Consider the following 15615-nt stretch of genomic DNA (forward strand, 5'->3'; position numbering starts at 1 on the left):
CTCTCCAGCTGCGCCAGATCCATACCGGCCGCGGTGGTGATCGCCAGGGCGCCGCCGGTTTGCAGCAGTGCGCTGTCGCCCATGCTCCATGTGTTGGTAGAAGCATCCAGCGCACCACTGATGACAAAGACTTGTGCTACAGCCTGAGTAACGTCACCGCGCAAACTCAGGTCGACGTCGGCTGCACTCAGGCTACCCACCGCAAGGTCGCCGATAAGCGAAAGATTACCGCCGTCGGTGATTGTCAGAGCACCACCGAAATCTGCAGTATTGTTTAAATAAATATCGCCACCGGCCGTCAGCAGCGAGGCGCCCTCAATATCCAGTAGGGCGAATTGCTGATCGCTCGCTGTGGTCACCTCGAAATCACCTGCGACCTGCGCGCTGGATGCGGCGTCCATAAACAGGCTGGCGGCATCCACAAACAGATTTGCGTTGGTGGTCAGCGCATTGTTCAATGCCAGCGCGCCGCCAGCGATGAGTGCAATATCGCTGGCGCTATCCACATTTTCCAGCGCCATGGCTCCAGCCGTGGTGATTTGTACGGTGCCGGTCAGGGATTGCAGCAGAGCGTCGCTATCCATGATCCAGCTTGCGGCGCTGCCCGTGATATCACCGTAACTGACGAGAGACTCTCCCGCAGACTGGGTGACCGCGCCGCGAGCGGTCAGATCGACACCGCCGAGAGAAGTGGCATTGCCAACCGTCATGTCCCCGACGAAAGCAACATCTGCGGCATCGTTGATCAGCAACCCGCCGGCAATATTGCCGGTCTCGCTGAACGTCATATCGCCGAGGCTGCCCAGGGTCACATCATCCCCGGCAACCAGCTGGGCGAAGCGTATACTGTCGGCGGATTGCAACTGGAGCTTGCCACCGGTGCGCACCCGACTACCGCTGCCAGCATTGAAACTGCCCACCGCGGCGGTGGTGCCGGCAATACCGCGCAGCCCACCGTAAATATCGAACAGCACACCATCGGCGACCATCACGGCGCCACCGGCTTCCAGCAGCAACTCTGCACTGGCCGTCGTAGAACCTACTGTGGTGGTGTTCTGGAAAGTGAGATCGCCACCGGCATCCACCGTCAGGTCGGCAACGGTGGTCAGCAAGCCGAAGGCACTGTCGCCGGACAGGGTAAATACCGCAGTACCACCGCTGTGCAGCAGGCTACTCGCATCCGCGCTCCAGCCCGAAGCCGTTGCGGTCACTGCGCCTGAAGTCGTGAGCTGCTGGCCGGCGGCCTGGGAAACCACGCCGTCTACATCAATCAACAGTTCGCTGGCGCCAGTAGTACCGACATCGATATTACCGCTGAATAGCAGATCCGCATCGCCGGAAATATCCAGCACTCCGCCGATATTTGCACTGTCGTTAAACGCGATGTTGTCGCCGGCAATCAGGGTCATATCTCCGCCGATGGCGAGTGCGGCAAAACTCTGGCCTGCGAGGGTTTCCAGTCCGACATGGCCATCCACCATCAGGTGGCTACCCGCGCCCATATCCCAGCTGTTGGCCTGCGCCAAAGCGCCGGCAATACCACGCACACTGCCGGTGATGTCCACCACCACCGCGTCTGCCACCGTCACATCACCGGCCGTGGCCAATGCCAAGTCATTACCCACCGCGGTGTCGGCGAGGAATGTCACATCCCCTTCGCTACCGACCTGGAGGTCGCTGGCAATATTCAGCGCACCGAACTCTGCACCACTCGCACCGAGGTCAAAGGCCGCACCATTGGCAGATACCAACCGACTGTTGGCGTCGGTCTGCAATCCGGTCGTAGTGACATCGATGGAGCCGGCATCCACCAGACTGCCATCGGCGAGTGTGAACAGATTGCCGTTGCTCACCAGGAAGGTGCCGCTGCTGTAAGCGCTACCGCCCAGCGCGACATTGCCACTACCACCGTTCAGGGAAATGGCGCTGGTGCGCGCGGCGCCGCTGCCAATATCGCCCTGCACTTCCAATCCGTTGTCGGCGTCGAGCATGACCGCACCCGTGCCGGACAGGTTGCCGGTTACCAGGATGGCATTACCATCCAGGTCGATATTCCCGGCATCCACGCTGCCAATGGTCAGCATCGCCCGGGCATCGGCAAACACATTGGTCGCTGTCATCTGTGCGGCATTGATACTGCCGCTGACGCTATCGATCAGGTTCAGCGCGGTCAGATTGATATCACCGCCGGCGATGAGGGCCTGTAGATCCAGGCTGTCGATCGCGGTCAGGGTTATGTCGCCTTCGGAGCGCAGCTCGGTGGCCGCCGCCATCGCCATACTCTGGGCATCCGCCAGCAAGCTGGCATTACCTCCGCTGGATGCATTGGTGTAGGCAACGTCGACATCGCCATTGAATTGCAGATGGCCGCTAGCGGCCAGGTCCAGATCACCGCTGGTGGTGACATTACCGAGGGTCATGTCACCGGCAGTCGCATCGAGATCCCCGCTGCCGATGGTAATGTCGTGGGTATCGAGAGTGATGTTGTCCGCTTCGAGTTTCGCCAGTCCATTGACCTCAACAACGCCGGTAACCGAAGTGAAAATATCGCCCGCGGCATACAGGTCGAGCGCGTCTGCGCGCACGTCACCAAACAGCACCAGATCACCGCTGGCATCGATGCTCATGACGCCGGTGGTCCCTCCGGCGATTTCCGCTTCCGATGTGTCGGCGATATTCAGCCAGGCATCGCCGGCACCGAAAGCCAACTGACCGCCGCCGGACATGCGCAGGTTCAGGGCCTGTGTGGAAGAGCCCAGATTGTGGTCCGTGTAAAGGCCGAGACGGCTGCCGGAGATTACGCTCTCGCTATCGAGACCGACAATATCATCACTGCTCACCATCCAGATGCGATCACCGGCACTGACCGCATCGACGACGAGGTCGGCGCCTGTCTGGGTCACATAGAGGCTGCCGGCAGCACCGGCCTGGCGCAGCACGCCGGAAAGCTGCAGTTTGAGATTGCTGCTGCCCGCGCCGATATCCCCCTGGGTATTGGCGATATACAGATCCCGCGCTGCAATATTGAAGCCCGACGATGCTGCACTGATGGAACCGTTCACTGCCAGGCGCACATCACTGGTACTTGAAGTGATATTGCCGATAGTGAGACCACTGGCGGATTCAATATAAATCTCGTCGCTCGCGCTGACATTCAGTTCACCGGTGGTGTCGATCTTGATCGGATCCACCTGCGACACACTGAAAGTCACCAAGTCGCCGTTTTCGGTGGTTTCAATATCACCGGGACCGGCTTCCAGTAGCGCGATTTTTTGTGCGTCGGTAATCACCGGGTTGTTGCGATCGATGGAGAACACCAGGTCCGCCAGGTCTTCGCCCACACTGCCGCCGTTGACCGCAATATGCAGGTTCGGCGCGACGATATTGGCCTCGCGATTGGTCAGCGTTGCCTGCGCGTCAGCATTCAGTGCCGCCGCGTTGATGCTGATATCCAGCTGGCTCTGGCTCCACTGGGCACCGTCGATCAGGTTTGCATACCAACCGGAGTTTTCATCGATGGAGAGCGCAAAGGTGCTGTCGTAACTGCTACTAAACAGGTCACCGTAATCGTAGCCCTCGAGGGTACCCTTCTGTTCGATGCCGATCGCATCTTCCGCATTGGCGTAAACATCCGGTGCTGCGGTCTGATCGGCAAACCAGTCCACCAGGCCAAAATATTCTGCCTTCGCCGCCGCAGTTGCTTCCGCATCGGTGGACACACCGTAGCGGGACTTGAAGCTTTCCATAAACGCCGCATTGATGGCAAAGCCTGCTTCGCTAGCATCGTCCAGGCGCTGCTTGATCAGCCAGTAGGTGTGGTAATTGCCGGTAAACTGGTTTTCGTATCCGGTAACAGCAATAACACCCGCATCCGCATCCTGGAGACCCAGTGCATCCCATACGCTTTGCAGATACGCCAGTTCTTCATCGGTTTTTTCGCTCTGGCCAATACCATTGGTCAGGCTGCCGTTACCGAGAGAGATCACCACATCTTCACTCGCGGTAATGGTATTTACCGCGAGGTCGCCCTGTGCCTGGTGAATGACGATATCGTCCGCGGCTTCCAGGGTAACTTCATTGACATCCAGGTTGATGTAATCGTAAGTGGCACTGTCACCGATGGTGCCCGCGCTGCCGATGCTGCCGGAGTAGCTCACCAGGTCCAGGGTATCACTCTGAATATGTGTACCGCTGCCGACGCCCACCAGGCCTTTATCCACCGTGCCGACGATGTCGTAAAGCGCGGCGAATTTTTCCAGGTTAACCGCGCCGGATTTACCAGTGATGTCGAAATACAGTGAGCCGCCACTGGCGTCGAGGGAAACGGTATTCGCGGAAACATTGAGCGGATCTTCCAGCGCGCCCAGGTCACCCTCGCCTGCGTACAGTCGCAACACATCAGCATCGAACGACAAACCGCTGCCGGCACTCAAGCTGCTGCTGGTGTTGATATCGGTGGTACCAAGCGGGTTGTAGATATTGCCGTTGACGAACACGTTGGCGGTGGAATCAATATCGATACTGCCGGTGCTCACCCCATTGAAGGAAATACCAATGGCATTATCCGCCTTCACATAGGTGTGGGTTTCCATGTTCAGGTAGTAGGGGATATAGACACTCGGGTCGGAACTGGTCCAGTTGCCACCGTAGTAATCCGAATAGCTGTACTCGATACCCCACCAGTAGGTGCGGATCGTATCGGCATCGTACTCCTGGGTGATGAAATTGGTGGCGCTGCCGTTTGTGCACACGCCGGGGTTCGCCGCACAGGAGGTGTAATAGCTGGCTTCCACATTCCACTCGACCGCGCCACCGGCACCGGTACCCTGCCAGTCGCCAACGGTGTTCGGGTATTTCGCCAGGTAGCCATCCGGGAAGTCTGTATAGGTGCGGCTGACACTCGCATCTTCGCGGATGTAGTACAGCTGGCCGGCCAGCGGGTTGTAGGTGGTGCTGGATGTGGTGCCGGTACCACCGGACGCGCCCAGGTAAGTGCCGTCTTCATAGCTGGTCGCCCAGGAGGTGGTTTCGTATTCCTGGATCTGGCCGCCGGGGCTGTGCACATACCAGTGACTGAAGTAGTCGCGGGTACTGCCGCCGTCGTTCATATTCTTGGTGAAGTTCTGGTCGGTGATACGCACGATACCCACCGCATCGTCACCGGCATCCAGGGAATTAATCACCAGGTCGGTGTTGGAATCGTTCTGGATACTGATCTGGCCGAGACCATCACGCACCAGAATTTTGCCGTCCTCACTGGTGGAAGAAACCTTGGCGTTAATGGACAGGTAGCCGCCGCCGGACACCGGCACATCGTCGACCAGTAACTGGCCGCTGGCCACGTCGTAGGTGAGAGAAATACCTTCGGCGCCGCTGATCTTGTCGATTTGCGGGTCGAACCTTTCAGTAATATAGCGATCGTTGTCGTAATTGGGCGCGAAGGGATTCGGCTGGTAGTTCGGGTTTTCGTAGGTGTAACTCAGGGTAGCGCCCGGATCCAGCGCAATCTGGTCCCCATCGGTCAGTCCCGCAGCGGCGATGTAGCCGGCGATGGCAGAATCAAATCCGCTGCCCACCGAGACCGACCAGTTGTTTTCCTTACCTACCTCAATGGTGCCGTTGATATCCACACGGCGCGCATTGATTACTACTTTTTCACCGACGATGGTCGCTCCTGGCGCGCCCATGGAATTTTTGACGGTGCTGTAACTGGCAGAGCGCTCGAGATTACCCTGCTTGTTGTACACCGGCTGGAATTTCCAGTGACGACCGCCGCGACTGTCACTGTCCTTTTTGAACTTCAGGTCTACCGCATCGGAACCGCCGTACTCCTGACTGTCACTGAAGCCCCAGTTAAAGAACACGTGGATTTTGTCGTAGTCCGCTGTATCGTCGCTGGCATTGTTGAAATACCAGTGCTCGTCGTTGTACGCGGTACCACCGACATGACACTCGTTGGCCGTGGCACAGGCGTAGAACCAGTTATTGAACTCGTCGATGCCCACCGCATCAATATCGGATTCGTAGCGATCATTGATCCAGTACTGGACAAAGTCGTCGGCATCGGTGGGCTTCCAGCCGCTGAGGAAATTCACATAGGACGCCGGTGAACGGCCGTAGGCGAGATCCTCGTTGCCGGCATTGACCACCAGACTGCCATTTTCCACCGTCAGGTTGATGGTATTGGCCTCAATGGCGGCCTGTTGCAGCAAGTCACCCTCTTCCAGGGTGATATCCACGGTAGATAACAGGTTGGTGATATCGCCGGCCACGATCACATCAGAATTGGCAATATTGCTACCCGACGGATTGTGCGTGATGTGGATACCGGAACTGATTCCGGTGGTAGAGCTGTCCTCTTCCGTAATATAGGCGCTGTTCAGGCTGGCGCCACCGGTGACATAAACATTGCCGCCGGTCTGGTTGGCGATATACAGGTTGCCCACCAGCAGGTGCTGGTCGTCGCGGTTGTTGATATCGATATACGCATCACCGCGCGCAGTGACCATGGGATTGTTGCCAAAGCCGCCCTGTAGATTGATGGTGTCTGCCACCAGGCTCACGTTACCCGCGGATGCAGCGATGCCAGTCACGGAAATTACATTATTTTCCTGGGTCGACAGGTCGTTCAGGATCACCGAGAGATTGGCAATTTCTGTTTTGAGCGCATTGATTTCATCGGTGTAGGGGTTCTCGCCACTGCTACCCGAGGTACTGGTAGAACCGCTGCTGGCACTACCGCCGGTACCGCTGTCATCACTGCCATCGGAAGCCGAGCCAGTCGTGCTGGTACTGGTTTCGGTCCAGGCTTCGTACTCATCCACCAGCGCCTGCAATTCGTCGATATAAGCCTGCAGGCTGGCGCGGGAGGAATAGGTATCGGACAACTGCTCGGCCACGCCATAGCCGGCAAGGTCGGACGTGATATTGCCCGAGTCATCCACATCCACCCACTGATAAGCGTTCTGGCCGGCGGTAACACTGCCGGAACCTTCAAATGTCAGTACGGAATTGCTATTGCTGTCGCTGGAGCCGAAGGTGGTTTCGGTACTGAACAACTCCATGTAGGGGTTGCGCTCGATACCTTCGGCATTGGCATAGAGCGAGCCCTCATTGGCCTCGATATTGACATGGCCGTCGCTGCCCACATCAATATCATCTCCCAGTATCACATTGTTATTGACGGTGATATCCGCATTGGCCTTGTTACCCGCGGGAATCGGTACCGCTGTCCAGTTGTAAACATTGGTACGGGCATCGGCAGTGATCTGGTTTTCACCCAGGTAATTGGATCCGCGACCGGCGTAAACACCGATATCGCCGTAACCATTGATGATCACATCCTCACCGAAATCCACCGTGTTGTTCACGGTGACATCCACATCGGAAACACCGCCGGCGACACCGGCAATCGCCCAAACCGTGGTATTGGCCTGCGCGGTGGCGGAGCCGGTGGTGTAGGTGCCGATACCGATTTCCCCAACCGGGTTATAGATCAGTGCATCGTCGCCAATATTGATGGTGTTGCTGGTGCTGACATCCACATCGGATTCGGAACCGGCACCCTGCAAGGCACCGCCCACTTTAAGCACCGAGGAATCGTAAACGTAGAAGCGGGTGTGGGCATCGATAAAGATACCGTGCTCGTATGTGCTGTCGAGCCACGCCAGATCGCTGATGGACAGCACCGCATTCTGACCAATATTGATCGTGGCATCGATACCGGTCAGTTCCTGATCGGAAATACCGGCGGAGCCGTTGGCAGCACCGCCGGCACCGGCATTGATACTGGTTTCGAAACTGGACTGGGCAGGGTTCTGAATCTGCTGCGCGCTGTTATCCGCATCGATATCGATAGCCAGCGCACTGAAGCTGACGTTGTCTCCCAGGTTTACTTCGACATCGTTATCGATATCCGAATTGGCCACCGCACCGGAGCCACCCACCACGGACACCGTGGTGGAATCAGTGCCGGCAAAGAACTGGCTTTCGTGGGCCGCAGACAGGCGCACTTCGCCGCCCATCAACGGCACCGCGGTGTAGCCGGAAGCCCAATCGGCGATGTTGATACTGGCCGCTTTGTTGGAACCGCTGTTGTTATAGCTATTGGCATTCGACACCGCCGCGGAACCAGCGTAATAGCCACCGCCACCGGCGGTGGTGAAGCTCTGGTTTTCATCGTAGTTGTAGGCGTCGAGAATGAAATCGCCGGTACGCGTGACCGCATTGAAAATCGGGTTGCTGCCGTAATCCACACGCGCAGAGGTTTTTGATTCCGCGGTGGAGAAATTGAAACCACCCGCGTAAAGGCCGACGAAATAGCCATCCGCATCCGCGTACTGCACCGCGGTATTGCGCGCATAAACGCCAAAGTCGTTGTCGGGAATACGCACACCGTCGCCCACCGTGGCAACTGCCTGGGAGCTGTTGCGCGAGAGCGCTTCACTACCGGCGACACCGGCGAGCAGTCCACCGGATGCGGCGAAAGCATTGGCATCGGTGCTCACGTAGTCTTCATCCGCGCCATCGCCGGTCTCGGCACGGATGGTGACAGTGCCTTCGCCGGTGAAATAGGTACCGTCCGCCGCTTCCGCTTCCGCCTTGGTGTCGGCAATTGCATAGGAGAAGGAGCCTCCCATAGAGCCGCCCACTGCCACGGTTACACCGTAGGCGCGGGAGTAAACTTCCGGAACAGCCTGTGCCTCGATATTGACCACGCCACTGCCGGCAGAAATGGTGCCGTACACGGTACTTTTGACATCTGACTCGTCGCGCGCATCGGTGATCACGCCCTGAACGCCAGCCAGCAGGCCGCCAGCCAGGGCAAACGCGCTGGTTTTCACCAGGCCGCCGGAATAGGCGTCGACATAAATGTTGTTGAAACCGTCCACGCTCTGGCCGGTTTCGCCGAGCCAGGCATCCACGTCACTGTTCTTTTCCGCAAAACCGATCGACACACCGATCGCCGCAGCGCCAACGCTGACACTGAGCGAACCTTCGGTAGGGTCGCCCGGCTTGCCGGCATCCAGGTCACCCACACGCAGCTCGGTGGTGTCGCGCGCAGATACCGACAGGTCGCCCGTGTCGTCGCCCGCCCCGGAAGTCACACCGGCCACGGTGCGCAGCTCACTGCGCACGTCGTTGTAGCTGATGGCGACACCTGTGCCGCCGCCGCTGATGACGAAGGATTTCATTTCGCCCGCGGCGTCTTCATCGGAAACGTCCATCACCCGCGCGTCCACGGTGACGTTGCTCGCGGTGAGATCCGTATCCACGGTGGCGATGGTCATGTCGTACAGACGGGTGACACCCACGGCACCGCCGATGGCGATACTGCCAAGGGAAGCCGCGCCGAGGCCCTGATAAGTGTGCAGCAGCGTCTGTGCGTCCACATCCAACGTGTCGGCATCGATATCGCCGCCGGAGATGCGCGCGGCCACCACGCTCTCACCGCTCAGCTTCAGCGAATTGCCGGATTCGGTGCTGGTGGCAGTGCTGGGAGCAGAGCTGCTCTCGATGGTGGTACCGCTCTCCTCCTCGATCGCGGCGATATCATCGACGGAGAGATGCGGGTTGTAGGCCGCTGTGTCTTCAGCCATCACGCTGTTGGCAGACTGACGTGAGGGATCGAATTCGTCCTCGGCATTCGTGCCATCTTCAGTGGTGGTATCGCCCTGACCGAACAGCGCAACACCGATACTCACCGCCGCGCCCACATTGGTGGAAGCGCCACCGGCGATGGAGATCATCCACGCTTCGCGCTGGGCGGTAGCGTCCATATCCAGCAGCGCGGTGTCGATGTCGGAACCGACCACCTCCGAGTAAACCTGGCTGCGGCCCAATACTACGTTGGCCACCGCACCGACACCGACGCTGTTGCCGACACCGATGCCCAGTGTCTCCTGGTCCACGTCGAGAATTTCCTGCGCGTTGACGGTGACACTGGTGGCATCGCTGCTGCCGTCCTGCCCGACGATCTGCGTGGTGAAGTAGTCGTCTGTGCTGTCGGCAGCAGTGCCGTTGTCGTGCAGCAGACCGTGCACGGCCGCACGGGTTTCCCCGGTGACTTCGGTGACGTTGATCATCGCCGCCACGCCGACACCGGTACTGACACCGGCGCCGAGAGAGTAGCTGTTGACGCTCTCCAGGCGGTCCGCATCCACGGTCACATTGTCGGCCTTGATGATGGTGGTGTCGGCATCGGCGCTATCGTCCAGATCGTTGCCGATCAGTGCGGTGCTATCGCCGCCGAGAATATTGACCGCGAGGCCAATACCCACTCCCACGTTGGTGCCGATACCGGCAGAGCCGGCCGCGGAGTTCACGTCCTGACGGCGCTCGGCATTCACCACTACATCACCCGCGGTGACGGTGCTGTCATGCAGCCACGCCTTGGTGCCGCCCTTCATCAGGTTGATGGTGACGGACGCGGTACCACCGATGCCGCCCTCGGCGCCGACGCCCGCGGCAACACCGGCGGAAACCGCCTGCGCCAGCTGGGTGGAGTTGGCTTCCAGGGTCAGTTCATCAGCATTGATGGTGGAATTGTCGATCTCCGCACTGGCAGATTTGCCCATGTGGTTAGTAGAGAAACCGCCCACCCCGGAGCCTCCCAGCGACACCGCGATACCCGCGGAAACGCCCAGGCCATAGTCATGGCTGGAGCCGCGCACGGTAACATCGGCTCCATCCTCACCGGAGACGCCACTGTTGATGGTGGAATTCTTGATATAGGCGTCGGTGCTCGACTCGAACACATTGGTGGCCACGTTGGCGGTGATGGCCACGTTCTTGCCACCGGAACCACCCACGGTAATCGCCTGCTGCTTTACAAAGCTGGTAGCGTTGACGCCAATACCGGTGATGGCCTCCGTCCCCTCTTTCAGGTTCTGGGAACCAAACGCCGTGGTGAGGTCGTCCATGGACACATCGCCATTGCCCACCGCACTGGAGTTGCCATCACTGTCCTCATCCGTGGCGGAAAGGTCCGGCAATGCCGTCATGCCGGAGAGCTCGCCATCGAGGATATTGAAGGTGCCTGCAAGACCCAGGGCCTTGACGCTGGCATCTTCGATATAAGCCTGGGTCTTGCCGTATTCCACCGCAGTGGAAATGGCGATGGCACCGGCGCCGCCGTTCAGGCCCACGCCCACTGCGCCACTGCCTACCAGGTTTTCGGTATTGGCGAGGGCTTCCACCCCCACGTTGCCATAGGCGTTGATTTTGGCCTTGTCGGAAATGCGCGCGGTAACATTGCCGTCGACCACACCGGTGCCGACAGATGGCGCAACGGAAACCTGCTTGGAGGCCGCCACACCGGCATCAATAGTGAGCAGCCAGTTGTCGCGCAGCGCATCCACGTATACGTGTTTGGCATTCAGCACTGTGCTGGAACTGGAAGAATCGTCGCCGAGGATTTCACTGGTCACATCACTGTCGACGCGGTTCACCGCCGCGGCAATACCACCGGCAGAGCCGCTGGCAGAACCAGCCCCCATCCAGGCGGTGGAGACACTGTCGGTGTAGTCCGCGGACTGCACGCGAATGGTGCCGCCGGTGCTGCTGGCGGAGCCCAGTGCGTTGCTGCCCACATTCTTGATCGCCGCCTGTACCGTCTGGTCCATATCGGTAACGCTGAGGGCGCCGGCAAAGGCCAGGCCGGAGCTGCCGGTGGAGGCACCGATACCGATGGCATTGCCCACCAGCAGGTTGGCGTCGCCGTCGGAACCGCTGGATGCCTTGACGGTAACATCGCCGGAAGCTTCTAGGTCCACATTACCAATGCGCGCCAGTGTTTCGTGGCCGCTGTCGCCGATCAGGTTGAGCGCGACCGCAAGACCAGCAGCAAAGCCGGTGCCGGAAGAAATCGCCACGGAGCCGGCCACGTTGACCAGGTCCATATCGTTCTGTGCAATCACCGACACATCGTCGGCGTACACGGTGCCATTTTTGTAACCGTCCCAGTCCCCCAGCTCCGCGCGCACGATATTATTCAGGCTGTTGACCGCCACCGAGCCAACACCCGAATACTTGCCGGTGGCGACACCGAGGCCCGCGGCCACGGTGTACAGCAGCGCCTCATCGCGCGCAGACACATCGATGCTGCTGGCGGCGCTACTGCTGGTGTTGATGGTGGCGTTTTTGATGATTGCAGTTTTTTCCGTCTGCACATCCGCGTGTGCATAGGACAGGCCGAGGTTGGAACCGCCCGCCTGCAATACGCCGGCTACGGCGATAATGCGTTCGCCTTCACTGCCGTAGCTGTAGGCAGAACCGGTGCCGTCGTCACTGGTGTGGATCTCGGAATTATCGAACGCCGCAGCGCCGCTGAAATCGAAATCTTCGTTAACCGAACTGGAACCGAGGGAGTCCAGAATCGCGTCCAGGCTGCCAACCTTGGTGCCCGCCACATTCACCGCAACGGTGTCCGCACCGGTAATGGTGACGTCCTCAAGACGCGCCTTGGTGTCGCCCTTGATGGAGCCGATGGCAAAGCTGCCCATAAAGCCGAAAGAGTTTTCAGCGTTGTTGTTGTAGCCAACGCCGGCGGCGCCGATGCCAATGCGCTGCAGACCGCGGGCACTGATATTGATGGTGTCGAAGTTGTAAATGGCACTGTTGGTAAAGAAAGCATCGTCCGCGTGGGTAACAACCGCTTCCACCGCCTTGCCGCTGTAGACGTCTTCGTCGTAAGCAGAAGACAGTACATTGTTGCCGTCCGGATTGGAGTCGCCGATCAGGTTGGCCGGATCGTCGATATCCGCAAAGGTAATCGCGAGGCCAAAACCGGTTTTGCCACCGCCGTACAGGGTACCGCCGCCCACACCGATATCGGTGTTGTTGTAAGCACTTACTTCGAAATCGTTGTCGCCGTCACCGCTGCCGCTGACGGTACTGCCCTCCATGCGCGCGGAAGTGCCGTCGCGCACCTGGGCACCGGAGACCGACACGCCCGCCGAAGTGGATTTACCACCGGCACTTGGCGTATCGATGGCCAGCGCCAGACCGATGGAGGTCAACTCGCCGCCGTGCAGCGCCTGGATGGAAAGGTCATCGACGTTGCGCACATCGGACTCGACCAGCCACGCCAGCGCATCGTTGAAGGTAATCTGATAAGCAATGGCGCCGGCCATGGCGCTGGAGGTCGGCGTAGACGCGGACTTGGACAGGTTCAGTGCCGCGGAGCCGGACGCAGAGACGGAAATGATTTTCTGCTGGGCCTGAATATCCAGATCCAGCTCCTCGCCCGTGTGCCCCTTGATGGTGGCGCCGTCGACGATGGCTTTTGCATCGAGGTTGGACACGGTGACGGTGACGCTGCCGGCACCGGCAAGGCTGGTCTGGTCGGAGTCTACCGAGGCAGTGCCATTGTCACCGGAGCTGGAACTGTCGTTGCTGCCGCTCTGGGAAGCGGAGTCCACTGAGCTGCTGCTGGAGCCGGAATTGGCTTCACTCTGGGAGCTGGCCGTGTTGCTTTCCAGATCCCCGGACCAGCCACCAAACTTGCCCCCGTACCAGCTTTCGAATTTTTCACCGATACCAGGTTCACCGGTGTCTTCGGTCAGCAACGCACCGGCCACCGCGACACTGCCGGTGGAGCCACTGGATTTACCCCGCACTTCCACATTGCGCGCAATGATCGCAGGCGAGCTTGGCTGGGAAGGGTTGGTGGGCGCGGACGGATCCGGCTGGGATCCATTTTTGAAGCCGACTTTTGCTTCTTCTTTCGAGTTGTCGCCGATAAACGCCTTGGTATCGCCTTGGGTGATATTCGCCGCGATCGCCACACCCACGGCGCTTTCACCGGCGGTCCAGTTCACCGCACCTGCCGCCGCCCAGTTACCCATCTGGTGGTCGGCGGTAATGATCAGGTCATCCGCGCTCACGTAGGCGTTATTGGAAAGGGAGGCGTGGGTCAGTGCTTCGCTGTTCAGAATCGCAATCACGCCATTAAAGCCGGTGCCGGTACCCATACCGGAAGACGGCGTCACCACAAAGTGGCGCTCGTCGGTTTCCGAGGTGACCTTCACATCGCCTGCGGCAGTAATGCTGGCATCGCCGATACCGGCGACCGCCTGGGTGGCCTGCTGCACGAAGGTAATACTGCCGCCGATAGACTTGCCATCGTCGTTGGTGCCATTACCGTTCGGCAGAATACCCAGGGTGCCGATATTGCCGGCCACATGGGCACTTTCAATCAGGTTGTAGGCGCGCACCGCCACCGAGCTGTCAAAGTCGTATTTATAGGTAACGTCTTTGAACGGTTCGAAGTCACTGAAAATACCCGGGCTGGTGAGACTGGAGTCAAGGTCGTAGGAAACACTCCAGTCGCTGGTGCCGGTCGTGGTGATCTCAACGCCGTCACCGATCCACGCCTTGGTGTTGATATCGTTCCACTGCACATTCACCGAACCGCCGTAGGCTTCCTTATCCGCCGCGGCGCCGGCATTGGCGAAGGTGGTCAGAATGTTGTTCTGCAGACCGCCGGTACCATTGAATTTGCTGATGACGTCGGACAGGGACTCCCAGCGATCGTAGGTAGAAACGATCGGCATTTTCTGTTCGGAAACCACCCCCAGGTTTTGCGCCTTGATGGTGGTGTAGTCACCCACTTCTGCAACCGCATCGCCCTCGTGGATCGCGAAGTTGAAGGCAAGCGCCGCGCTCTTTTCCGCGGCGTTGGTCTGCTGCGCGCCCGCACTGCCGTCTTTGGGGGAGGTCACCGCAGTTTCTGCTGAGGTGCGGTAACCGCCCTGGTCGCCACCCACGGCGCCGCGGCCATCACCGCCGATCACCGCATCGTTATCGGTACCGAGATCGGTGGCCGCCGCCACCAGCACATTACCGCTGGCATCAATGGTCGGGGCATCGCTCTGGCCACTGGCATTGGTGCCGAGGTAGGCGTAGGCCTCTTTGTCCGAAAGGTTGAGAGAGAAGGACAGACCACCCTTCCAGTCCACCTTGCCGGAGGAATCACTGGATGCACTGGAGTCCACACCGCCAGGCAGATATTTGGTCAGCAGGCTGGACACACCGCCCTGCACTTTCCCCATGCCGGACACCAGTTTGGAACCGATCGTGCGCGTGAGAATGCTACCGCCCACCGCGACGCCGGAGTGTACCCGCTGCTCTACGGTGCGATCGAGAGCCACAACGGTGACGTCGCCCACCTGATCGGCGCTGCTGCCGAGATCCGCGCCCATTTCTGCGGTGGCACTGGAATCGAAGTCGCCCACCGCCACGGCGATGCCATAGCGCGTATTGGAAAGTCCGTAGACCGAAGCCGAGGTGTAAAAGCGGTTGAGGTTTTCTGCGGCCAGCAGCAGGTTGTCGGCATCCAGGGTAGCGCCGGTTTCAATCACCGCCTTGGCGTCGACATCCGCCTCACCCACTGCGACGGCAGCAACTACCTTGTTGGATTTGTCCGCTTCCAGCACGAATGCGCTGGAGGAAACGTAGGCTTCGTTGTGCGCGGTCACCGCCAGGTCGCCACCGGCGCTGATAGTCGCACCGGATTTGACGGTGGTGGTACTGGTGGCATCACCGCTGACGTAAATACCGGCGAGCGCTGCGGTCAACACGTCGGCGCCCATGACCAGCGCCATGGCCTCGGCC

Annotated in this window: 1 protein-coding gene; it reads right to left on the reverse strand. The window is 59.5% G+C overall.

What is annotated here, in order from left to right:
- Window positions 1-15615: autotransporter outer membrane beta-barrel domain-containing protein (locus B4U49_RS19070; RefSeq protein WP_158078552.1), on the reverse strand; the 15615-nt coding region annotated here is incomplete at both ends.

The sequence above is a fragment of the Microbulbifer mangrovi genome, from assembly GCF_002009015.1.
Lineage (GTDB): Bacteria > Pseudomonadota > Gammaproteobacteria > Pseudomonadales > Cellvibrionaceae > Microbulbifer > Microbulbifer mangrovi.